The following is a 21661-nucleotide window of genomic DNA, read 5'->3' on the forward strand; positions in this document are numbered from 1 at the left end:
TTATAGCACGCGTCGTGCGGGTGAGAACCTGCGTTCAGGTTCGACAAAATCGGCGGGAGCGATTTTGAACAACGCTGGCGTTGGCCCGAAGGGCGAGGCCAGAGGCCGAGTAATCCTGCACGACCCACCATTCTGCAAGATCCCCCAAAGTATGATCCTGAAACGCATTTTGCTTATAGCACGCGTCGTGCGGGTGAGAACCTGCGTTCAGGTTCGACAAAATCGGCGGGAGCGATTTTGAACAACGCTGGCGTTGGCCCGAAGGGCGAGTAATCCTGCACGACTCAAATTCTACAAAAGCCCTCAAAGCCAGAGTCCAGGCCATTGATCCTGCACTCTCCAGCCTACTTTAACGTCATTCTATTCACCGATCAGAATTGAGCACCGTCCAGACATATTCATATAACATAAGTTTTATGCGGATTATCATCTATTATTAATACCACACTGTTTTTCTGATTAAACAAATCCTTCTGCAAGATGAAAATCGCAGCGACTTTTATCTTAAAATTAGGTATTTTGTTTAGTATATAAAACGCAGGGCGACAGAAGGGCTTAACTCGTCCGGTAGCGCCTTAGCCTAGCATGAGATGATAGCGATGAGTGAAATGTTTGATGCCAATGCAGCAATTTATCCATTCCCGCCGAAACCGATAGCGCTGGATCACGCGGAAAAGGTTTTTTATCGTGAGAAAATTAAAACGCTGCTCAAGCAACGTGATGCGGTTATGGTTGCTCACTATTATACCGATCCCGAAATTCAGGCACTGGCAGAAGAAACCGGTGGGTGTGTGGCCGACTCATTAGAAATGGCACGTTTTGGTAGCCAGCATCCAGCTTCAACGCTGCTGGTTGCTGGCGTTCGCTTTATGGGGGAAACCGCTAAAATTCTTAGCCCGGAAAAACAGGTGCTGATGCCAACGTTGCATGCCGAATGTTCACTGGATCTTGGCTGCCCAGAGGCCGAATTCAACGCTTTTTGCGACAGCCACCCAGACCGTACCGTTGTGGTTTACGCAAATACCTCAGCTGCAGTTAAAGCACGCGCTGATTGGGTGGTAACCTCCAGCATTGCTGTTGAACTGATTGAACATCTCGACAGCCAAGGTGAGAAAATCATTTGGGCACCGGATCGCCATTTGGGCAACTATGTCCAAAAACAAACCGGTGCCGATGTGCTGTGTTGGCAGGGGGCATGTATTGTGCATGACGAGTTTAAAACTCAGGCGTTGATGCGCATGAAAGCACTGCATCCCGATGCCGCGGTATTGGTGCATCCTGAATCGCCGCAAGCGGTGGTGGATTTAGCCGATGCGGTCGGCTCTACTAGCCAGTTGATTCTAGCGGCGAAAAACTTGCCGCAGCGCAAGCTGATCGTTGCGACCGATCGCGGTATTTTCTACAAGATGCAGCAGGCGTGTCCAGATAAGGAGCTGTTTGAAGCACCGACAGCGGGAGAAGGTGCAACCTGCCGTAGTTGCGCGCACTGTCCGTGGATGGCAATGAACGGCCTAAAAGCGATTGCGGAAGGGTTAGAGCAGGGGGGAGCGCAGCATGAGATCATGGTTGACGATGCGCTACGTGAAAAGGCGCTGCTTCCGCTGAACCGCATGCTGACTTTTGCCGCACAGCTAAAAATGCAGGTGAAAGGTAACGCGTGATTTAACTCTCTGATAAGGAAAGCATGATGAGTTTTTTTAGTACCGGCAATATCATGGTACACATCCCGCTGGGGGCGGGAGGATACGATTTGTCATGGATCGAGGCTATCGGCACCTTGTTTGGCCTGCTGTGTATTTGGTATGCCAGCAAAGAAAAAATCATTAATTATTTATTTGGCTTAATTAATGTCACGCTGTTCGCGGTGATTTTCTTTCAGATCCAGTTGTATGCCAGTCTATTGTTACAACTGTTCTTCTTTGGCGCCAATATTTACGGCTGGTATGCGTGGAGTCGTCAGACGGCAGACAATCAAGCCGAATTGCAAATTCGCTGGTTGTCATTGCCGAAAGCTTTGGCCTGGGCCACTGTGTGCGTGATTGGTATTGTATTGATGACCTTCAATATCGATCGTGTATTTGCCTGGTTGACGCAAATTTCAGTCACGGTGATGCAGGGGCTTGGCATGCAGGTGCAACAACCTGAACTCCAACCGGACGCCTTCCCGTTCTGGGATTCATCCATGATGGTGCTATCGATCGTCGCGATGATTTTGATGACGCGTAAATACGTTGAGAACTGGCTGCTGTGGGTGGTGGTTGATGTGATCAGCGTAGCTATTTTTGCGTATCAGGGAGTTTACGCGATGGCGTTGGAGTACGTGATTTTGACGTTGATCGCGTTGAATGGCGCTTGGTTATGGATGCGTCGTGCAGCGGGGAATCATTCACGCCCATTATCAACATCCCGATAATTTTTCTCACCCGGCGTGCCTAATGCCCAAGCGCGCCGGGGCTGCGCAGCCTATGAGTGATGATGGCCTAAATGTGAGTGTTCACTTGGCGCGGATACTTGATTAATACGGCAATCTGGCGTGTCGCAGTGTTGATACTCCATTTGAATGGTCGTATGCCCAATGTTGTAATGTTCCAGCAAGTAAGCCTCAATGCGATGTAGCAGCCCGTCATGGTCATGTGGCGGGATGACCTGCGCATGTAGCGTCATCACTCTCCGTTCCCCCACTTGCCATACATGCACATGGTGAATGTTTCGCACCTCCGAGATATTTAGACACAGGTCTTTTTGCAGTTTGGCAATATCCACTTCCTGTGGTGTTCCTTCTAACAGTTCATGGAAGCTCTCTTTCAGTAGTTTCCAGGCACTGCGTAACACTAAGCACGACACCAAAACGGAAAGAATCGGGTCGATGGGCGTCCAGCCGGTCATGAGAATCACGATGGCAGCGGCGATTGCGCCAACGGAGCCGAGTAAGTCGCCGAGTACATGCAATGCAGCAGCGCGAACGTTGATATTTTTCTCTTCGTTGCCACGATGCAGCAACCAGAAGGCGAACAGGTTTGCCAGTAGCCCTGCTATGGCGATAATCAGCATCGGGGTGCCCATTACCGGCTGGGGTTCGAAGAAACGGCGTATTGCCTCCCACAGGATGAATATCACGATTGCCAAGAGCGCAGCCGCGTTAAGGAATGCCGCCAGCGTGGTCAGACGTAAATAACCGAAAGTATGACGTGCGTTGGGTTGACGTTGTGAAAAGTGTACCGCCATCAGCGCAACTAACAGGGCGGCCGTGTCGGTCAGCATGTGTCCGGCATCGGCCAGCAACGCTAGCGAGCCAGAAAGCAGCCCGCCGATCACTTCTACAACCATAAAGCCTGCGGTGACTAAAAAAGCAGTCAGTAGGCGTTTACTATTGCCGTCTTTTGGCAAATGAACGTGGGGCATTTCCGGCATTATTTTTCCTTTTTGAAGCCGACGCATTCTTCGTCAGCACCGATCAGACTCTCTAGCTCACTCAGTAACTGTGTCACTGACGCAATCATTTTAGTATAGGCATCTTGTGCTAACTGTTGATTGCGTGCGGCTTCGCTAACTTGTTGGCAATGTTCCGCCATCAGCGGGAATTGTAGCATTAACATACTGCCTTTAATCCGGTGTGCTGTCGTGCCCAATATTGCCCAATCTTGGTCGATAACGGCTTGGTGCACACGTTGTTGATCTTCGCGCAGCGTAGAGACTAGGGTCGACACGAGTTTGTGTTGCACTGCGATGTTATCGCCCGCCATTGCAGCGAGGGTACTTTTTATGTCAGTAAGGACTAACTGCGTCGCAGGAGCGCGTTCTGACTGATGCAATATAGTGGCAATTGCTGCCAATGAAATGGGTTTAGTCAGGAAGTGATCAATCGCCACTTGGCCGGTTGGGATACGGGTAAACTCTTGTACGTCGGCAGAGCATAAAATAATTTGGCAGGCGGTTAAGCCGCGCCGTTGCTCATCCCGACGGATTAAGCGTGCTAACGTTAATCCATCTGGGCGCGGCATATTGTAATCGATAAACAGCAATGTGAACGGTTGCCGGCGATGTGCTCGCAACAGCTCATTGCCGCGCTCAAACAGCGTGGGATGCAGGCCGTAGTGCCGCAGTTGACGCTCCATCAGTAGCAGATTGGTAGGATGATCGTCGACCAGCGCCACTCGCAACGACGGGGAAGGCAAGGCGAGCGTCACTTCACTCGGTGAATGGTTTGCCGCGCAGTCCGCCAGCGAGACGGGGATGCTCACATTCACTTGCGTACCGATACCAAGTTGCGACTGTAAGCGGATCCGCCCCCCCATCTTTTCGATAATCTCTTTGCAAATTGACAGCCCCAGTCCAGTGCCTTGTACCGAGGTGCGTTGAGCGCTACGTGCCCGATAAAACGGTTGGAAAAGTTTATCTATTTCGTCATCGGCAATACCACAGCCGCTGTCGACCACGTGCAACTGTAATTCACCCTGTTGCTCATCTTGCGGTTGCCAATCCAGATTAACCACGATGCTGCCACGCTGCGTGAACTTAATAGCATTGTTAATCAGATTGTTAGCCACCTGAAGTAAACGCTCACCATCGATCATTAACGTATTGGGCAAGGCGGTGGTGACGTGAACGTCTAAGGTGACGGGGCGCTCCCTCAGCAACGGCTGATACAATGCGTTGAGGTGCTCAGCCCACGGGCGCAATGCCAGCGCTTTCGGTGCCAGCGTCAATGAGCCGGTTTCTAACTTGGCGTAGTCCTGCAAATCATTCAGCAGGTTCATGAGCGATGAAGCGGCGCTGTAGATCACCGGTAAACCGCCCACAGCGGATTGCTGCTTTAGCTCCAGCTCCAACAAGCCAAGGATCGCGTGCATCGGCGTACGCAACTCATGGCTAATGGTGGCGAGAAATTGGCTTTTCATGCGGTTTTCTGCTTCTGCGCGCTGGCGTGCCTGTTCCAACTGTATCCGTTCTCGCCGCTCGCGACGTTGTTGCATATAGCGCCGCAATACCCATGCTAATAACAGCAGGATGATGGCGCCGAGCAATGTTAACAGCCAGGTAGTTTGCGGTTGCATGCGATTATCATTCACTGCATCAATTAAACTACTGCGGTCGACAATCCATTCGTTGCGCAGAGATTGCAACGTGTCGGCCGGGATCTGCATCAGATTTTTATCAAGGATCGTCAGCAGCAACGGCTCGTCCTGCCGTACGCCGAATGCGATCGGATAAGCGACATTGTTGGCGGCGAAAGCTAACTTGATGGTGCCCGCATAGCGCGAAAGGGCAAAGAAGTTGGCGGAGATGATGTTGTCTACCAGCGCATCTAATTGGCCGTTGGCCAGCGCATCGTACATGGCTTTGCTGTCATTAAAGGCAATGGCTTCGTCGCCGCTTGGGATCAAACTTTGCCCCAAATCGCCACGGATAAAGCCGATACGCTTGTTTTGCAGTGCACGCCAGGTTGAGACGTCGCTGGCATAGTGTGCGACGTAAACACCCCATAGCGATCGATGAACAGGCATGCTGGTGTTGTAATGCGCTTTTACACTACGCGCTAAGGGTAACGCCGCGCGAAAGCGGGCCTGGCCGGATGCCACCATTTGATCTGCTTGTTCGGCATTGCGCGCCCAAATTGGCGTAAATTGCAAACCGGTATTTTGCGCAATAATGGTGAGAATATCGATGATATAGCCGTGCGCTTGCCCATTGGAACCGCGATAGCTAAAGGGGAAGTTATTTTCGACGGCGGCGTAAGTTACGTTTGCGTGAGTGTCTACCCAATGTTGTTCCATCTGGGTGAGGTTGGCATTACCGGTATCCAAATAGCTGGGGATTTTTTTGCTCCAGCGTCCCTGAATAACATTCATCAATTCCATTGGGGCATTGGCGATGGCGGTGTTCAGCGATGCGATCAGGGTAGAATTAGTCGCGGCAAACACGAACGATAAATTGCCAAGGTTGACGCTGCTTTCAATTTGATATAATTGCCCTAGTTGCAACTGGTCGATAATAAAGCTGGCGCTGGCTTCGTCAGCGATAAAGTAATCGCTATCGCCGTTCAGCAGTGCATAGACTGCCTGTAAATTGTTATCATAACGCTGTATATGCGAGGTCACCGCTTGCAATGCTGGCCCGGTCTGCATGTCGGTCAACATACTGATAGCGACGCGTGCATTGGACGAGTTGAGCATCACCGGGCGTTTATTCGCGCGATCGCGTAAGACGCGCAAATTGCTGATGTAGTAAGGTTGTGAGGTGTGGAGATCATCCAGTGCCGCCTGCTGCGGAATGCCGAGCATTAGGTCGAGCTCTCCTTTGTGCAGTGCCTGCTTCAACTGAGCCAGATCGGCAAACCCGTAGATGGCAAAGTGAATCCCCGTTGTTTGCTGAATATATTCGAGATAATCGGCGTTCAATCCGTATAGGTCATCATCAACCAAAATATTATAGGGGCTGGTATTTTCGCTGATGATACCTACGCGTAAAGTATGGTCACGCCAAGGATTTTTCTCACTGGCGGTCGGCATGTTAGTGAGAAAAAGATTCAGGTTGCTGACTAATTGATAACGTACTGGCTCAATGGCCAGGGCGCTGCTGCAGATATTCAGCAGAAAGATCGCTAATACCATCAGACGCATTAGGGGATTAACTCTTTAAATACGACAACTAACTCCAGCAGGTTGCTGGCACCGGTTTTACGCAGAATGTTTTTTTTATGGGTGCTGACGGTTTTATTGCTGATGTTTAGCATATCGGCGATTTGCAGGTTCGAAAATCCTTTGCTGAGTAAACCCAGTACCTGCAGTTCTTTTGGCGTTAGCATCACCGCGTCTGTCATGGGTATTTCATCGGCCAATGTTATGGACGGGAAACTCGTCTCACCGCGCAGCACGGCTTCAATGGCCTGTACCAACTGTTCCAGCGTGCTCCCTTTGTTAACAAAACCATTGGCACCGGCGCTGTAGGCCATGCGTGCGTAAACCTCTTCTTCTTGGGCGGTATAGATCAGGATGGGCTGTTGCGGATAGTGGCGGCGAATCTTCTTCAATAATTGGAGCCCATCCACCTGCGGCAAGCCGATATCCAGAATCACCACGTCAAAAGACGCTTTGGCCAGTTGCGCTAGCGCCTGCGTATCATTTTGCACCGCTTGCAGTGCATAGGTGTGGGGCGTGTTCATCAGCGCAGCATCCAATGCGACATGAACCACCGGGTGGTCATCAACTAATAATAAAGAGGGCATGATGTTGCTCACATGGCGGAGTCCTGCCCGATAGCATAGCGAAAAAGGAGCGTCTGCGCTGCCCTTATAAAACAGCACAATCTGCTGTGAAACTGGGCGTTATAAGTTGAGGCGGCAAAGGTGATTTACAGCGCCATCCTCACAGGCTAGATTGATTAGCATTACGCACCGCGAAATACCTCTCTTGATACCGAATGGAAAAGTTATGAATTACCAAAACGACGATTTACGCATCACAGAAATTAAGGAACTCTTACCGCCAGTGGCGCTGTTGGAGAAGTTTCCTGCCACAGAAAAAACAGCGGAGACGGTGTCACGTGCGCGCAATGCCATTCACAATATTCTACGTGGTCGCGATGATCGCCTACTGGTGGTGATCGGCCCTTGTTCGATCCATGACACCAAAGCGGCCAAAGAATACGCCGAGCGTTTGCTGACGCTGCGTCAGGAATTGCAAGGTGAGCTGGAAGTGGTGATGCGTGTTTACTTCGAAAAACCGCGTACCACCGTAGGTTGGAAAGGGCTGATCAACGATCCGCTAATGGATAACAGTTTCCAGATTAACGAAGGCCTGCGTCTGGCGCGTAAGCTGTTACTCGATATCAATGACAGCGGCTTGCCGGCAGCGGGTGAGTTTCTCGATATGATCACTCCGCAATACTTGGGCGACCTGATGAGTTGGGGTGCCATTGGTGCACGCACCACGGAATCCCAAGTGCACCGTGAGCTATCTTCTGGGTTATCTTGCCCGGTAGGTTTCAAAAATGGTACCGACGGCACCATCAAGGTAGCGATTGATGCAATCAATGCAGCCAGCGCACCGCACTGCTTCTTATCGGTAACCAAATGGGGCCACTCCGCTATTGTTAACACCAGCGGTAACGGTGATTGCCACATTATTCTGCGCGGTGGTAAAGAGCCAAACTACAGCGCGGGGCATGTGAAAGCGGTAAAAGAAGGGCTAAGCAAAGCCGGTCTGCCGACGAATGTTATGATCGATTTCAGCCATGCTAACAGCAGCAAGCAGTTCAAAAAGCAACTGGAAGTCTGCGCGGACGTGTGCCAACAGATCGGCGGCGGTGAGAAGGCAGTGATGGGCGTGATGATTGAAAGCCATTTGGTTGAAGGCAATCAGAGCCTGGAAAGCGGTGAGCCACTGGTTTACGGCAAGAGCGTGACCGATGCCTGCATTGGTTGGCAAGATACTGAAACTGTTTTGCGTAATTTGGCCGCAGCGGTAAAAGTGCGCCGTAGTTTATAAAACAGCGGTAAATAAAAAAGCCCCCGATGATTTGGGGGCTTTTTGCATCAGAGCGAGAATTATTTTGCTTTACCTTGGTTAGCGACGGCAGCCGCTTTAGCCGCGATCTCGTCAGCATTCCCCAGATAGTAACGTTTAGTTGGTTTGAAGTTTTCATCAAACTCATACACCAATGGCACGCCAGTTGGGATGTTCAGTTCGAGAATCTCGTCTTCACTCAGGTTGTCCAGGTATTTAACCAGGGCGCGCAGAGAGTTACCGTGGGCGGCGATGATCACACGTTCACCGCTTTTGATGCGTGGCAGAATCTCTGCATCCCAGTAAGGGATCACGCGATCGATGGTCAGCGCGAGGCTTTCGGTCAGTGGCAGTTCTTGTTCGCTTAAGGTGGCGTAACGCGGGTCGTGGCCAGGATAACGCTCATCTTCTTTAGTCAGTTCGGGAGGCGTGACGGCAAAACCGCGGCGCCATTGCTTCACTTGTTCGTCACCGTATTTTTCGGCGGTTTCAGCTTTGTTCAGGCCTTGCAGTGCACCGTAGTGGCGCTCATTCAGTTTCCAAGATTTTTCCGTTGGCAGCCATGCCTGATCCAGTTCATCCAGAACGCTCCACAGGGTGTGGATAGCGCGTTTCAGTACGGAGGTGTAAGCGAAGTCGAAAGCGAAACCTTCGTCTTTCAACAGCTCGCCTGCTGCTTTCGCTTCAGTACGGCCTTTATCAGACAGATCAACATCATACCAACCGGTGAAGCGGTTTTCGTTGTTCCACTGGCTTTCGCCGTGACGCACCAGAACCAGCTTAGTTACAGCCATAGCTTAACTCCTTAATAATCTGACAGTTCAATGATAACGAATATCATTATATTGTCGCTGCCGTGGGCGCGGCAATCGATAGTGTTAAACCATAGCGAATTTCTTAGCGTTAAGTAAGGGTTGAGTGGCTGAAAAGCTGAATCGTTTAGCCGAGTTAGGGGGCAGAGGATCAGCGAAGTGGGGTTAAGGTGATTATGCGAAAAACGACAGTTCAACTTTATCTGGTAGGCGCTTGACTCGCAATGGGGAGATAGAGTCATACTATCAATATAAAAAAGAATTACTTAAGTTTTTGCTAAAGCTGAAGTATAAGTGGCGGTATCTTTAATCTTTAATCTTTAATTTGTTTAATGTGTTGCGCTTCACTTTTATTTCCGTAGTAACGACATGAAATAAAAGCGAAGCGGTCAAAGGTGACGTTATTTATGTACACAATCATTCACGAACTTCGTGTAATCATCACCCGTTAATCCTTTCACTTTGGCATCACTTTTACAAGCTTCGAGCACCCTTATCGGGACGATTTTTGTGACCTCTGCCGCCATCAGGTTGGTGCTCAGAAGTAAACCGGTCAGCAGTGGAATTACAATTGTTAATTTCATAAATATTTCTCCAGTTATTCATTGAAAACTTAGAAAACAGTCGTAGTGATGATATTACGCCAAGAGATTTGGCTACCATCTAAAGTTAAGCATAGTTTATTGTTTTGGTTTTGAAAGCCGGTTTTGTTTTTTGATGGCAATATAAGATTAATCTTAATGGACTAATGTGGTGTGTTGGTAATTATTTGTTTTATAGGTTTAATTTTATGATTCAGTCATTCGGGAACTTGAATTGCTAACAGATGAGAACATAAAAAATGATGATTTATGAGTGAGTTAACTTACGGCTTTTTTATGAATTCGTTTGTTTTTATGCAGTTCAATAGTCTCCTTATCGGTTTTAGTAACAAGAACAGCCCATGTATCTATGGAATATTTTGGGAGATTGTTAGAAAAAATAATCCGCCTCACATTTAAAATGTCATTAGTGCGAAAAAATGAGGCGGCATCTGACGAGGTTATTTAGCGGTACAAGACTTCATAAATTTGTCATGTTCCGCCCCCGTTAGTCCTTGTATTGTGGCTTGTTGCTCGCAGTATTGTTGCTTTGAATCTTCATACCCTCCAGCCGCATCCGCCGCCATCAGATTAGTGCTCAGAAGTAAACCGGTCAACAGGGGAGTTACAATCGCTAATCGCATAAATATTTCTCCGGTATTCATTGAAAACGTAAAAAATAGTAATAGCGATGATATTACGCCAAGCGCCTTGTTATATCACCCAAACTTAAGGGTAGCTTATTGTTTGTGATTTTAAAGTCCAACGTGGCATTGGATGGGGATATGAGATTAATCTTAACGAAGGGGTATTCGAAGGGGGGGTTACGAAAAACGGATAAACTTTCGCTCACCCGTTGTATGTCTGCATTGGGAAGATCAGGCGGTTTTTTTCAGGCATTGGCTCATGAAGGTTTTGCGCTCGTCACCTTTCAGGCTTTTCTTAGCCGCGTCGGCGTTACAGCGTTTCATTTTTTGCTGTTGTGGCGTTAATGTTTTGTCCACCTTTTTATGGCCTTCGGCTTTTAGACAGGTGCTCATGAAAGTGGAGCGATCCGCACCCTTCAAGGATTGCGTCGTCGCTTGTTGATTACAATCAGTCATACGTTTTTGCTGGGCCGCCTGCGCAGGTGAAGGCGTTTTGGCCGGTGTTTCTGCCGCCATCAGGTGAGTGCTCAACAGTAAACCTGCCAGTAATGGGAAAGCTGTAATCAGTCGCATAGGTGTTCCTTCAGCTATTAATTGGCCAATACCGATTTTCTCGAAGCCGCCTCTTAGTGGGTTACCAGAACCCGCTTTAGGTCTCGGTAAATCGCAGTCAAACCCGATCCGCAGGTGTTCATACGTAAAGCGTTGTGATCCGCCAGTGCAACGACTCGAGGTAGCAAGAGAGATATCGTGTATAAAGGCCGACAAGAGCGATATTGCACAAGGGATAGCGCAATATCACAGTAGGCTGATTCTAGTGCGTCGGGGGGAATAAGGAAAGGTGAAGGGTCATACGGGGCAGGAGGAAAACGGTAAGGATTTATAACGTGCTGCCCTTTACCGTCCGGTTTGGGGCAGGTCGTCTCACCGTATTGAGAACTGATAATGGGTGGCGCTACGATAGGTTTGGCCGGGCTGCAGCCAGCAATCCGGCTGCGGCCATTCAGGGTGATGCGGGCTGTCGGGTAAAAACTCGCTTTCCAGCGCAATACCCGCGTAGTTGCTGTAATAGCCGCCATCACGCGCCGCTACACCGCCAAGGAAGTTGCCGCTATAGAGTTGCAGAGCAGGTGCATCGGTGAAGACGCTCATTTTTACCAAGCCGTCCGCGGACCATAGATGTGCCGCCGGATTTTCCATGGTGTGGCAGTTATGGTGCAATAAATAGGCGTGATCGTAGCCTTTTACCCGTTGCTGATCGCGATCGCGCAGTAAATCCTGCATGATGTTTTTGGGCTGGCGAAAATCCATACCGCTTCCGTTTACGTTAGTCAGCGGTGCACAGGGAATACCTTCCTCGTCGACCGGCAGATAATGATCGGCAAACAGTTGCAGTTTCTGCATTCGCGCATCTTGACCGGCACCATCGAGATTAAAATAAGCATGATTAGTCAGGTTAACCGGGCAAGGCCGATCGGTCTGTGCCCGATAGCTTATTTCCAGTCGGTGATCGTCGGTAAGACGATAACTGACGCTGACGTCCAGATTACCGGGGAAGCCCTGATCGCCATCAGCGGAGTGTAGCTGATACACCACCTGCTGCGCATCTTGATGCACCCTCTGCCAGCGGCGGGCATGGAAACCCTTCGGCCCACCGTGCAATTGGTGCTCCCCTTGATTCGCCAGCAGATTGCGCGATTTACCCGCGATCGCTAAGCTGGCATTGGCGATACGGTTGGCGTAACGGCCGACGGTTGCACCAAGATACGCATTTTGTTGCGGGTAGTGTGCTGGTGTTGCACAACCCAGCAATACTTCACGGTGCGGATGGGAGCGAAGGGGTAACAGTGCAGACAGCCAGGTGGCGCCCCAGTCCATCAGTGTCACCGTCATGCCGCGGGTGTTATGCAGGGTCGTCAGGGTGAATGGCTGGCCGTCAGGTGCTAACGCGTTGAGATCGTTCAGCATAGGCCGGCTCCTTGTGAGGCGGTACAGACGTAGAACGTTTCCTGCAGGCCGTGGGATTGTTTGCGATATTCACGTTGTACTGTGGTGCGAACCGATGCGACTAACGCTTGTGGCATTAATGCCACGATGCAGCCGCCGAAACCGCCGCCGGTCATTCTTACGCCGCCACGCTCGCCAATCACATTTTTAACGATCTCCACCAGTGAATCGATCGGCGGCACAGTGATTTGAAAATCATCGCGCATCGAGGCGTGTGACTCCGCCATCAATTTTCCCATTAATGTTATATCGCCCGCCGCTAACGCCTCGGCGGCTGCCAGCGTGCGGTCGTTTTCGGTGATCACGTGGCGTGCGCGTTTAGCCACCAATGGGTCCATTTCATGCTGCATCGAGAAGAATTGCGCGGGGCGGACGTCACGCAGCGCCTTAACACCAAAGAAACGTGCTGCATCCTCACATTGTTGGCGCCGTGTGTTGTATTCGCTATCGACCAAGCCACGTTTAACATTGGAGTTAATGATCACCACGGCGACGTTTTTTGGCATCGGCACCGCGCGGGTTTCACGCGTTCGACAATCGATTAACATCGCGCTGTCCTGTCTGCCCATCGCTGAGATTAACTGATCCATAATGCCGCAATGACAACCGACGAATTGGTTTTCTGCTTCTTGACCGTTCAGGGCGAGAGCCACGCCATCGAGTGGTAATTGATACAGCGCCTGCATGGCCTGTCCGATCGCCACTTCTAAAGAGGCGGAGGAGCTGAGCCCCGCGCCCTGCGGCACGTTACCGCTGATGACCAAATCGGCACCGCCAAAATCGGCATTGCGCTGTTGCAAATGTTTGATGACCCCGCGCACGTAATTAGTCCACAGTAGCTCTGGATGGTGCGCTATCGGCCGATCGAGGGAGAAACAATCCTGTTGCTTATCGTAATCCGCGGCCAGTACGCGAATCTGGCGATCGTCACGCTTGGCGCTGGCGATGACCGTTTGGTAATTGATGGCACAGGGTAAAACGAAACCGTCATTATAATCGGTATGTTCACCAATCAGGTTCACCCGGCCGGGGGCCTGTACTGTTAGCGTGGGGGCATAACCGAAGCATTCAGTAAATACGCGTTGGGTGAAATTTTGCAAACTCATCGTCGTGCTCCTTACTCGGCTGGGGCCTCACGGTAATGAATATCACTCACCGCACGCAGGCGTTCAGCCGCTTGCTCCGCGGTCAGGTCACGTTGGGTTTCTGCCAACATTTCGTAGCCCACCATAAATTTCCGCACCGTGGCAGAGCGCAACAGCGGCGGATAAAAGTGGGCGTGCAACTGCCAATGCGCATTATCCGCACCGTTGAAAGGGGCGCCGTGCCATCCCATAGAATAGGGGAAAGAGCACTGAAACAGATTGTCATAACGGCTGGTGAGCTTTTTCAGCGCGACGGCCAAATCCGCACGTTGTGAAGCATCAAGATCGGTTATTTGTTGCATCGCCGCTTTCGGCAGCAATAACGTTTCAAACGGCCAGGCAGCCCAATAGGGCACGACGGCGAGCCAGTGTGCAGTTTCTACTACCGTACGGCTTCCGTCAGTACGTTCGCGCTGCACATAATCCATCAGCATCGTTGTGCCGTGCTGTTTGAAATAATCGCGCTGGTATCGATCCTCGCGTTCTGCTTCATTTGGCAGAAAACTGTTGGCCCAGACCTGTCCATGTGGATGCGGGTTGGAGCAGCCCATCGCCGCACCTTTATTTTCAAATATCTGCACCCATGGGTAGAGACGACCGAGCTCGGCGGTTTGCGCCTGCCAGGTAACGATGACCTGTTCAAGCGCCGCGAGCGTCAGTTCGGGCAAGGTTTTACTGTGGTCTGGCGAGAAACAGATCACGCGGCTGGTGCCGCGGGCGCTTTGGCAGCGCATCAGTGGATCGTGACTTTCGGGGGCTTGCGGGGTATCACTCATCAACGCGGCAAAATCGTTGGTGAACACATAGGTGTCTGCGTAATCCGGGTTTTTGTCACCGGTAGCCCGGGTGTTTCCGGGGCAAAGGAAACAGTCTGGGGCGTATTGGGGTAGTGATTGCGGCGTCAGCGATTCATGCTGGCCCTGCCAAGGGCGCTTGGCGCGATGTGGCGAAACCAGCACCCACTGCCCGGTTAATGGATTGAGACGGCGGTGGGGATGATCAATAGAATTAAAGTCCGTCATAACTCTTCCTTCAACTTGCCTAAGCGGCAAGTTGTTATCGTTTTCACTTGCCGCAATCCGGTATGGCCGGAGGGTGATGCACAATTTGTGGTTGAAAAGATAGCACGACTGCGGCAGGAAAAAGGTGATCTACGCCGAAAAATGGTATCGTTTACACGCACGGTAAAATGTGATTAATCGCTAGGTTAGCGCCTTACGGTATTTGCTTAGAAGGGGGTGACACGATAAAATAGCGGGAGTTGTGGTAGCGTTTTCATCCATAGTGCCGACAGGAAAATCCCTGCCGGCGTAGAAGGCTTATGGATGTTGATACATCGGATAGGTGAAGAACAGTAAATGCGTCAGATTCAAGCCAAAATGAAACGCAACGGGCACCCACAGGCGGCCGCTCCACATCCAGGCTAAGCCGTAGATCACTCCTGCCAGCGTGGCAAATGCCACCATCAGCATCCCCGCCGAAAAGTGCGCTGCACCAAATAATAGTGACACAATGATAAGCGCCGGATAAGCGCCTAGCCATTGGCCTAACCGTTGCTGCAGATAACCACGAAATAGCGCTTCTTCTGCCAACGAGACAAAAAACACGTTAGCCATGACGAATGCTAAAATCCACGCAGGAAAATGGAGTTCGAACTTAAGCCCACCGAGCGCGACGGCTAACAGCAGCACTAACGGAACGCACACCACCAATATTAACCAAGCGCTAAAACCCACGTTTTTATCGGCTTTAGTCGCCTTGAATAAGGTGGGTAAACAGGCGAATAGCAAGAACGGCAGCAGTGCCTTATCGAAGTTGTAATACAGCGTAAAGGGTGCGCTAAGCGGGCCTGCTTTAGCATGATTGACCATGAGTGGGTTATTGAACCCCGGCACCAGATGGTAAAAGAGCGCCAGGCAACTGGCGATGAGGAAGACTTCTAATGCAATGGCGACGCCACGCTGTGCGCGGTACTGATGGCGCAACACTGCCGCGATGATGATGACCGCCAGGCAAGCCAGACTGAGTGGCGTGAGAACCTGATGATAGACCCCAAGTCCGGCGGATACCGCTAACATGGCCCAGGCGATCAGACGATTAAATGGCAAAAAAAACAATGAAGCCGAAAGTATGCCCCACATAACAGTTATCCCTTTAAGATTAATACGCAATATTCATTACCAAAAGCAGTCATTGCTAGATTGGTGCATCAATGAGCAGCGAATTGAGTGCTACAGCGGATAGTAGCACAAGCTAATACAAGGGAAGGTCGGTGCAGTGAGGAAATGAGTATCAGTCCGGCTGCTGATGGGGTTTGGGCTGCGCAAATCAGGATGAGTGGGGGCACCTCTCATCCTGCGAACGTTACGCTAAGGTAGCGCAGTGATAACGATAGCCTTTGTCTGTCGGGATGAAACTGAGGCGATGGGTGATGCATTGCGGAGCATCTTCGGCGTGATGTGAAACAAACAGCAATTGAGTGCTGCCTTGGGCGATCAGCACGTCGATAAAACGCCGTACTAACTGGCGGTTGAGCGGATCTAATCCTTGCAAAGGTTCATCCAGAATCAGCAATGCCGGATGTTTTACTAAGGCACGGGCGATCAGCGTTAAACGCTGTTGCCCCCAAGACAGGCTTTGGAACGGCGCGTCGCCAAGCGCGCCATCAAATCCGAGTAACGTTAACCACCGATCGGTAAGTTGACGTTGGCGATCGGAAACGGCCTGATAGAGGCCGATCGAATCGAAGAAACCGGAGGTAATGACGTTACGTACGCTGCTGCTGACGCGATAATCCAAATGCAGGCTACTGCTCACGTAACCGATGTGGCGTTTAATTTCCCAGATGGTTTCGCCACTGCCGCGACGTCGACCGAACAGCGTGAGGTCATTACTGTAACCTTGCGGATGATCGCCGGTAATCAGGCTGAGTAAAGTGGATTTACCCGCGCCGTTGGGACCGACAATCTGCCAGTGCTCCCCAGGGTTTACCTGCCAACTGAGGTGATCGAGTATCGGTTGGTCGTTATAGCTGACGACGCCGTCGCGTAGAATAATCAACGGTTGCTCGGCCGACAATGCCGGTTTTTGCTGTGGATCGTCGGCTTCCGGCAACGCTAAACCATGCAGTTTTTCACTGTGCGCCAACTGCGCGACCAACGCATGACGCATTATTTGTTGGCGTGGGCCGCGGTTGACCAAGGTGCAGTCGGCCACAATACCCACCTGTTGAACGAAATCGGGGATTTCATCGAAACGGTTCAACACCAATACCAGCGTGTAGCCCTGTTGCGAGAGCGTTGCCAGTAGAGTTGCCAGTTGCGCACGTGCATCAACATCTAACCCATCGAACGGTTCATCCAGTATCAATAGATCGGGTTGAGGCATCAGTGCGCGGCACAGAAGGGTTTTGCGGGTTTCACCGGTCGACAGGTATTTAAAGCGACGGTCAAGCAGAGCCGTGATGCCGAACTGTTCCGCCAGTTGTGCGCAGCGAGCGGCATTGTTAACCTCTTCCTGAATGATCTCGGCGGTAGTGCGGCCAGTATCCTGTTCATTGGGGCTGAGTAGATCGGTATTGTTGCGTTGCCACTCGTCACTGACCAATTTTTGCAATTGTTCGAACGAAATCCGCACCACATGTTGAAAACCACTATGGCGTTCGCCGCTCAGTTGCGGTAGCTCATCAGCGAGCGCGCGCGCCAGCGCTGATTTGCCACTGCCATTAGCGCCGACGAACGCCCAACTGTCGCCTGCATGAATCGCCAACGTGTCTAGCGTCAGCGTGCGGGTATCGCTTAAGCGGAATGAACCTTGCGTAATGTGCAACGACGACATCGCCTGTTCCTTTTTTTGCAATCATTGGGTTTAGAAATAGGCGCATCGACGGTGGATGTCAATTGACAAAACTGCAACGAGACATTGCATTTAACACAGCGTGGCGATAATGACGCGATCGGCGTTAAACAGGGCATTTACCGGCATGCCAGGCCGCAGCCGGAGTTGCTGCAACTCGTGGTTAGTGAGCGTGGCGCATAAGCATTCTCCGCCGGTCAAACTCACCAACACTTCGCTGTGTTCGACGCCCGGCTGAATGTTAGCCACGTTGCCACTCAAGGCGTTATCTGCCGCACCGGATAATGCGGGGTCGGTATTCAGTTTTATCCACGGCGCTTTAATCAGCGCCAGCACTTCTTTGCCGGGCGACAATCGCAGACGATCGGCGCTTTGTGCGGTGACGGCGGCGCACAGGCGTGTTTGTCCGTCGGCCAGCAGCAGGTGAATGTGTTGCTGCACCTGCTGATGATCGCGCTCCACAACTGTGGCAAAAAACTGGTTGCGCGCACTGGTTTGCAGTGAAAAACGTGAAATAGCACCGAGCAGGCTGTCGAGCGGTAAATTGTCTTCCTGGTGAAGTACGTCAAAGGCTTTTTGCTGGATTTGACCGAGTAAATCATACAATTGAATGAGTCGCTGGCCGTAACGCGTGACCTGCGCGCCCCCTCCGCCTTTTCCCCCGGTCGCACGTTCCACCACGGTGTGCTCCGCCAACTGATTCATTTCGTTAACGGCATCCCAAGCGCTTTTATAACTGATACCCGCCAGCTTGGCGCCTTGGCTGATCGAACCGGAATGCATGACCTGTTTAAGCAGCGCGATACGGCGTGGATCGGCAAACAGTTTCTGCTGGAGCTTGAGAGTAAGAAGAATTTCGGCCTGCATGATCCATCCTGTCGGCAACATAAGGTTATGGTTGTGATTGTCGCCGATCTGGCGTTTAGCGCCAAATCGTACTGCTTTCAGCACATTTGGCTGAGGATAAATTTCCCCGTTTGTTACACTACCGGCGTTTTTAGCGTGAACGTATATACCCAAGATAATTCGAGTTGCTTGTAGGCGGCAACTGAATGAGCATCTGTGACGAGGGTGACGGAAGGCAGCCAACACCCAAGCAACTTGCAGTATGAAGGGGATAGCCAAAATGAGACGAGTTGCGTCGTAATGGACGTCAGTGAGTTGATCGGCAAGGAGGCCAGCAACGATACAGCTTGAAGTATGACGGGTATCGTTTACAGTGAATACTAAGTCGTCGTTTACCTACGCAGTGCAAGTGAGGCTACTATGTTGGAATTATTGAAGAGTCTGGCGTTTGCCGTCATTATGGTGCCGGTGGTTATGGCCGTCATTCTCGGTTTGATCTACGGTTTGGCAGAAGTGTTCAACATCTTCTCTAAAGCGGGTCCATCAAAAGAAAAACGCAGCTAATACCCTTTCTGACAACCGCCGACGTGTTCGGCGGTTGCCGCTTAAGTTTCCCCTCTGTTTGCCGATATAGATCTTAATTCCTTGATAAACCGCATGACAGGCTTTGGTTTGACGTTATATTATTTTTTATATAACGAAAACAATCCTGACATTTGACTGGCGGAGAGAACATGAAACAGCAATGGGCTAAATGGCTTGGCGGGATGGTATTGGCATCGGGTCTGGTGATGCAGGCAGCCGCTGCCGAAAAAATTACCGTTTTTGCCGCAGCGTCACTGACCAACGCGTTGCAAGATATCGCAGAACACTATCAGCAAGGCAAAAGCGTACGGATCGTCACATCTTTCGCTTCTTCGTCCACGTTGGCGCGCCAGATAGAGCAGGGGGCGCCAGCCGATCTGTTTATTTCCGCCGATCAGCAATGGATGGATTACGCCATAGATAAACAACAGATGGTGAAAGAGAGCCGTTATACGCTGCTGGGTAATGATTTGGTGCTGATTGCCGCAAAAGAGAGCAAACGCGAACGCATCACGATTACGCCGCAAACTGACTGGCGCCGATTATTGGCTGGCGGCCGTTTGGCGGTAGGCGATCCGGATCATGTACCCGCCGGCATTTATGCAAAAGAAGCGTTACAGCACCTGAAAGTATGGTCACAGTTGGCACCGACCTTGGCGCGCGCCAATAATGTTCGCAGTGCAATGGCGTTGGTGGAGCGTCAGGAGGCGCCATTGGGAATTGTTTACGGTTCGGATGCGGTTGCCAGTGATAAAGTGCAGGTAATCGGTCTATTCCCGGCCAGCAGTCATAAGCCAGTTGAATACCCAATGGCGATCGTCAAAGGACATGACATCCCGACCGTGAGCGCTTTCTACACTTACCTGAAAAGCCCGCAAGCGGCAGCTATCTTTCAACGTTACGGATTTTCCCCACGCCAATGATTCTGAGCGAGTACGAGTGGCAGGCGGTTGAACTGAGCCTGAAAGTGTCGAGTCTGGCGGTAATCTGCAGTTTGCCGCTGGGTATTTTGCTGGCCTGGATCTTGGTGCGTTGTGATTTTCCGGGTAAGTCACTGCTGGACAGCATTATCCATTTACCGCTGGTGTTGCCGCCGGTGGTGGTGGGGTATTTATTGCTGATCGCGATGGGGCGGCGTGGCGTCATTGGTGAATGGTTGTATCACTGGTTTGGCTTTAGTTTCAGCTTTAGCTGGCGCGGTGCGGCTTTAGCCTCGGCGGTTGTGGCGTTTCCTCTCATGGTACGTGCTATTCGGCTGGCGCTAGAGGCGGTGGATTGCCGCTTAGAGCAGGCAGCACGTACGCTGGGGGCGGGGGCGTGGCGGGTGTTTTTCACCATAACATTGCCGTTGTCGCTGCCTGGGGTGATCGTCGGAGTGGTGCTGGCCTTTGCCCGATCTTTGGGCGAGTTTGGTGCCACCATCACCTTTGTTTCCAATATTCCCGGTGAGACACGCACCATTCCGTTGGCCATGTACACACTGATCGAAACGCCCGGTGCGGAAGCTGCGGCTGCGCGGCTTTGCGTGATGGCTATTGTGTTGTCATTAGTGTCTCTAATGGCGTCAGAATGGTTGGCTCGCTGGGGCCGCAAACGGATGGGAGGGTGAATGTTAACGCTGGATTTCAGTCAACGGCTGGGTGAGTTGCAGCTTGATATACAAACCACGTTACCAGCGCAGGGGATTACCGCAATTTTTGGCCTTTCCGGCGCGGGTAAAACCTCGCTTATCAACGCCATTGGGGGCTTAACCCGGCCAGATCGCGGCCGCATCGTGCTGAATGACCGTACGCTGGTGGATACCGCGACCGGTCTATTCCTGCCCGCAGAGAAACGTCGCATTGGTTATGTATTTCAAGATGCGCGCCTGTTTCCGCATTATCGGGTGCGTGGCAATTTGCAATATGGCATGGCGGCATCGATGCGCCCTCAGTTTGAGACCATTGTCGAACTCTTGGGCATTGCGCCACTGCTTAATCGATTACCGCTGACGTTATCCGGCGGCGAAAAACAGCGGGTGGCGATTGGCCGGGCGCTGTTAACCGCGCCGGAACTCTTATTGATGGATGAACCGCTGGCTTCGTTGGATTTGCCACGTAAACGTGAGCTGCTACCGTATCTGGAGCGCTTGGCGCAGGATGTGAATATTCCGATTTTGTACGTCAGCCACAGCCTGGACGAGATTTTACGTCTTGCCGGACAGGTGCTGGTGTTGGATAACGGGCAGGTGTTGGCCTGCGGGGGATTGGAAGAGGTGTGGGCCAGCAGCGCCCTGAGGCCGTGGTTACAGCGTGAGGATCAAAGCAGTGTGCTGCGCGTGAGCGTCATTGAACACCATGAACGCTATGCGATGAGCGCGCTTCGGCTCGGCGACCAGCGTTTATGGGTTAGCCGTGTGAGTGCACCTGTTGGCAGCTTACTGCGTATTCGTATCAATGCAGCTGATGTTTCGTTGGTATTGCAGCCTCCCAAAAACAGCAGTATTCGTAACATACTACCCGCTCACGTTGTGGAATGTCTGGACGTTGACGAGCAAGTTGACGTCAAATTGGCGGTGGGTGACCACATATTGTGGGCGCGTATCACCCCGTGGGCGCGGGATGAACTGGCCATAAAGCCTGGTCAATGGGTGTACGCGCAGGTGAAAAGCGTGTCGATCAGCCGTGATGGTCGTTAGTT

20 protein-coding genes and 2 other RNA genes are annotated in these 21661 nt (G+C 51.4%); 9 read left to right on the forward strand and 13 right to left on the reverse strand.

Annotated elements, in window-relative coordinates:
* From ACQKDS_RS03065 to pnuC, 4 genes are all read left to right on the forward strand, one after another.
* Window positions 1–130, forward strand: a non-coding RNA gene (locus ACQKDS_RS03065) — RtT sRNA.
* Window positions 131–173: 43 nt separating this feature from the next.
* A non-coding RNA gene (locus ACQKDS_RS03070) (RtT sRNA) lies at window positions 174–290 on the forward strand.
* Between the two features lie 309 nt (window positions 291–599).
* Window positions 600–1661 (forward strand): quinolinate synthase NadA, encoded by a 1062-nt coding sequence (nadA, locus tag ACQKDS_RS03075; RefSeq protein ID WP_399665642.1) that lies wholly within the window; start codon window positions 600–602, stop codon window positions 1659–1661.
* 26 nt (window positions 1662–1687) lie between these two features.
* Complete coding sequence (gene pnuC / locus ACQKDS_RS03080; RefSeq protein WP_399666221.1) at window positions 1688–2413, forward strand: nicotinamide riboside transporter PnuC; 726 nt, start codon at window positions 1688–1690, stop codon at window positions 2411–2413.
* A 50-nt stretch (window positions 2414–2463) separates the two neighbouring features.
* On the opposite strand, the gene zitB is transcribed toward pnuC, so the two are convergent.
* The 3 genes from zitB to ACQKDS_RS03095 are packed head-to-tail and all read right to left on the reverse strand — an operon-like array spanning window position 2464 to window position 7225.
* Window positions 2464–3411 (reverse strand): CDF family zinc transporter ZitB, encoded by a 948-nt coding sequence (gene zitB / locus ACQKDS_RS03085; protein ID WP_399665645.1) that lies wholly within the window; start codon window positions 3409–3411, stop codon window positions 2464–2466.
* On the reverse strand, window positions 3411–6620 hold the full coding sequence (locus ACQKDS_RS03090) for an ATP-binding protein (RefSeq protein ID WP_399665647.1): 3210 nt from the start codon (window positions 6618–6620) through the stop codon (window positions 3411–3413). The genes zitB and ACQKDS_RS03090 overlap by 1 nt, the downstream gene beginning before the upstream one ends.
* Window positions 6620–7225: a response regulator gene (locus ACQKDS_RS03095; protein ID WP_399666224.1), complete on the reverse strand. Its 606-nt coding sequence runs from the start codon at window positions 7223–7225 to the stop codon at window positions 6620–6622. The genes ACQKDS_RS03090 and ACQKDS_RS03095 overlap by 1 nt, the downstream gene beginning before the upstream one ends.
* A 205-nt stretch (window positions 7226–7430) precedes the next feature.
* On the opposite strand from ACQKDS_RS03095, the gene aroG reads away from it, so the two are divergent.
* Window positions 7431–8486: a 3-deoxy-7-phosphoheptulonate synthase AroG gene (gene aroG / locus ACQKDS_RS03100; protein ID WP_399665650.1), complete on the forward strand. Its 1056-nt coding sequence runs from the start codon at window positions 7431–7433 to the stop codon at window positions 8484–8486.
* A 59-nt stretch (window positions 8487–8545) separates the two neighbouring features.
* On the opposite strand, the gene gpmA is transcribed toward aroG, so the two are convergent.
* From gpmA to modE, 10 genes are all read right to left on the reverse strand, one after another.
* Window positions 8546–9298, reverse strand: coding sequence for a 2,3-diphosphoglycerate-dependent phosphoglycerate mutase (gene gpmA / locus ACQKDS_RS03105; RefSeq protein WP_399665653.1), 753 nt, complete (start codon window positions 9296–9298; stop codon window positions 8546–8548).
* Between the two features lie 419 nt (window positions 9299–9717).
* Window positions 9718–9900, reverse strand: coding sequence for a hypothetical protein (locus ACQKDS_RS03110; protein ID WP_399665656.1), 183 nt, complete (start codon window positions 9898–9900; stop codon window positions 9718–9720).
* Window positions 9901–10358: 458 nt separating this feature from the next.
* Window positions 10359–10562, reverse strand: a complete 204-nt coding sequence (locus ACQKDS_RS03115; RefSeq protein WP_399665658.1) for a PsiF family protein — start codon at window positions 10560–10562, stop codon at window positions 10359–10361.
* Window positions 10563–10775: 213 nt separating this feature from the next.
* The gene (locus ACQKDS_RS03120; RefSeq protein ID WP_399665660.1) at window positions 10776–11117 is read right to left on the reverse strand and encodes a PsiF family protein; all 342 of its coding nucleotides are present in this window, start codon (window positions 11115–11117) and stop codon (window positions 10776–10778) included.
* Window positions 11118–11468: 351 nt separating this feature from the next.
* A complete protein-coding gene (galM, locus tag ACQKDS_RS03125) occupies window positions 11469–12512 on the reverse strand; it encodes a galactose-1-epimerase (RefSeq protein WP_399665663.1) in 1044 nt (347 codons plus the stop codon).
* Window positions 12506–13657, reverse strand: a complete 1152-nt coding sequence (gene galK, locus ACQKDS_RS03130; RefSeq protein WP_399665666.1) for a galactokinase — start codon at window positions 13655–13657, stop codon at window positions 12506–12508. Before galK ends, galM begins: the two co-directional genes overlap by 7 nt.
* 11 nt (window positions 13658–13668) lie before the next feature.
* The gene (gene galT / locus ACQKDS_RS03135; protein WP_399665669.1) at window positions 13669–14718 is read right to left on the reverse strand and encodes a galactose-1-phosphate uridylyltransferase; all 1050 of its coding nucleotides are present in this window, start codon (window positions 14716–14718) and stop codon (window positions 13669–13671) included.
* Window positions 14719–15015: 297 nt separating this feature from the next.
* On the reverse strand, window positions 15016–15837 hold the full coding sequence (locus ACQKDS_RS03140; protein ID WP_399665672.1) for a lysostaphin resistance A-like protein: 822 nt from the start codon (window positions 15835–15837) through the stop codon (window positions 15016–15018).
* 223 nt (window positions 15838–16060) lie between these two features.
* Window positions 16061–17533 (reverse strand): molybdate ABC transporter ATP-binding protein ModF, encoded by a 1473-nt coding sequence (modF, locus tag ACQKDS_RS03145; RefSeq protein WP_399665675.1) that lies wholly within the window; start codon window positions 17531–17533, stop codon window positions 16061–16063.
* A 90-nt stretch (window positions 17534–17623) separates the two neighbouring features.
* Window positions 17624–18418, reverse strand: a complete 795-nt coding sequence (gene modE / locus ACQKDS_RS03150) for a molybdenum-dependent transcriptional regulator (protein ID WP_399665678.1) — start codon at window positions 18416–18418, stop codon at window positions 17624–17626.
* Between the two features lie 399 nt (window positions 18419–18817).
* Between modE and ACQKDS_RS03155 the strand changes: the two genes are divergently transcribed.
* The 4 genes from ACQKDS_RS03155 (at window position 18818) to modC (ending at window position 21659) form a co-directional block, all read left to right on the forward strand.
* Window positions 18818–18961, forward strand: a complete 144-nt coding sequence (locus tag ACQKDS_RS03155; RefSeq protein WP_399665681.1) for an AcrZ family multidrug efflux pump-associated protein — start codon at window positions 18818–18820, stop codon at window positions 18959–18961.
* A 170-nt stretch (window positions 18962–19131) separates the two neighbouring features.
* Window positions 19132–19905 carry a molybdate ABC transporter substrate-binding protein gene (gene modA / locus ACQKDS_RS03160; RefSeq protein WP_399665683.1) on the forward strand — a complete coding sequence of 258 codons (774 nt, stop codon included), beginning with the start codon at window positions 19132–19134 and terminating at the stop codon, window positions 19903–19905.
* Window positions 19902–20591 (forward strand): molybdate ABC transporter permease subunit, encoded by a 690-nt coding sequence (modB, locus tag ACQKDS_RS03165; RefSeq protein ID WP_399665686.1) that lies wholly within the window; start codon window positions 19902–19904, stop codon window positions 20589–20591. The genes modA and modB overlap by 4 nt, the downstream gene beginning before the upstream one ends.
* A complete protein-coding gene (modC, locus tag ACQKDS_RS03170; protein ID WP_399665689.1) occupies window positions 20592–21659 on the forward strand; it encodes a molybdenum ABC transporter ATP-binding protein ModC in 1068 nt (355 codons plus the stop codon). It begins immediately after the preceding gene.
* Window positions 21660–21661 lie beyond the last annotated feature (2 nt).

The organism is Serratia sp. NPDC078593, from assembly GCF_050268245.1.
Lineage (GTDB): Bacteria > Pseudomonadota > Gammaproteobacteria > Enterobacterales > Enterobacteriaceae > JBNNGK01.

Excerpts from the sequence above, each read along its gene's own strand:
- nadA (WP_399665642.1), top strand. The coding sequence starts at position 600 with ATGAGTGAAATGTTTGATGCCAATGCAGCAATTTATCCATTCCCGCCG.
- pnuC (WP_399666221.1), top strand. The coding sequence starts at position 1,688 with ATGAGTTTTTTTAGTACCGGCAATATCATGGTACACATCCCGCTGGGG.
- zitB (WP_399665645.1), bottom strand. The coding sequence starts at position 3,411 with ATGCCGGAAATGCCCCACGTTCATTTGCCAAAAGACGGCAATAGTAAA.
- ACQKDS_RS03090 (WP_399665647.1), bottom strand. The coding sequence starts at position 6,620 with ATGCGTCTGATGGTATTAGCGATCTTTCTGCTGAATATCTGCAGCAGC.
- ACQKDS_RS03095 (WP_399666224.1), bottom strand. The coding sequence starts at position 7,225 with ATGCCCTCTTTATTATTAGTTGATGACCACCCGGTGGTTCATGTCGCA.
- aroG (WP_399665650.1), top strand. The coding sequence starts at position 7,431 with ATGAATTACCAAAACGACGATTTACGCATCACAGAAATTAAGGAACTC.
- gpmA (WP_399665653.1), bottom strand. The coding sequence starts at position 9,298 with ATGGCTGTAACTAAGCTGGTTCTGGTGCGTCACGGCGAAAGCCAGTGG.
- ACQKDS_RS03110 (WP_399665656.1), bottom strand. The coding sequence starts at position 9,900 with ATGAAATTAACAATTGTAATTCCACTGCTGACCGGTTTACTTCTGAGC.
- ACQKDS_RS03115 (WP_399665658.1), bottom strand. The coding sequence starts at position 10,562 with ATGAATACCGGAGAAATATTTATGCGATTAGCGATTGTAACTCCCCTG.
- ACQKDS_RS03120 (WP_399665660.1), bottom strand. The coding sequence starts at position 11,117 with ATGCGACTGATTACAGCTTTCCCATTACTGGCAGGTTTACTGTTGAGC.
- galM (WP_399665663.1), bottom strand. The coding sequence starts at position 12,512 with ATGCTGAACGATCTCAACGCGTTAGCACCTGACGGCCAGCCATTCACC.
- galK (WP_399665666.1), bottom strand. The coding sequence starts at position 13,657 with ATGAGTTTGCAAAATTTCACCCAACGCGTATTTACTGAATGCTTCGGT.
- galT (WP_399665669.1), bottom strand. The coding sequence starts at position 14,718 with ATGACGGACTTTAATTCTATTGATCATCCCCACCGCCGTCTCAATCCA.
- ACQKDS_RS03140 (WP_399665672.1), bottom strand. The coding sequence starts at position 15,837 with ATGTGGGGCATACTTTCGGCTTCATTGTTTTTTTTGCCATTTAATCGT.
- modF (WP_399665675.1), bottom strand. The coding sequence starts at position 17,533 with ATGTCGTCGTTGCACATTACGCAAGGTTCATTCCGCTTAAGCGATACC.
- modE (WP_399665678.1), bottom strand. The coding sequence starts at position 18,418 with ATGCAGGCCGAAATTCTTCTTACTCTCAAGCTCCAGCAGAAACTGTTT.
- ACQKDS_RS03155 (WP_399665681.1), top strand. The coding sequence starts at position 18,818 with ATGTTGGAATTATTGAAGAGTCTGGCGTTTGCCGTCATTATGGTGCCG.
- modA (WP_399665683.1), top strand. The coding sequence starts at position 19,132 with ATGAAACAGCAATGGGCTAAATGGCTTGGCGGGATGGTATTGGCATCG.
- modB (WP_399665686.1), top strand. The coding sequence starts at position 19,902 with ATGATTCTGAGCGAGTACGAGTGGCAGGCGGTTGAACTGAGCCTGAAA.
- modC (WP_399665689.1), top strand. The coding sequence starts at position 20,592 with ATGTTAACGCTGGATTTCAGTCAACGGCTGGGTGAGTTGCAGCTTGAT.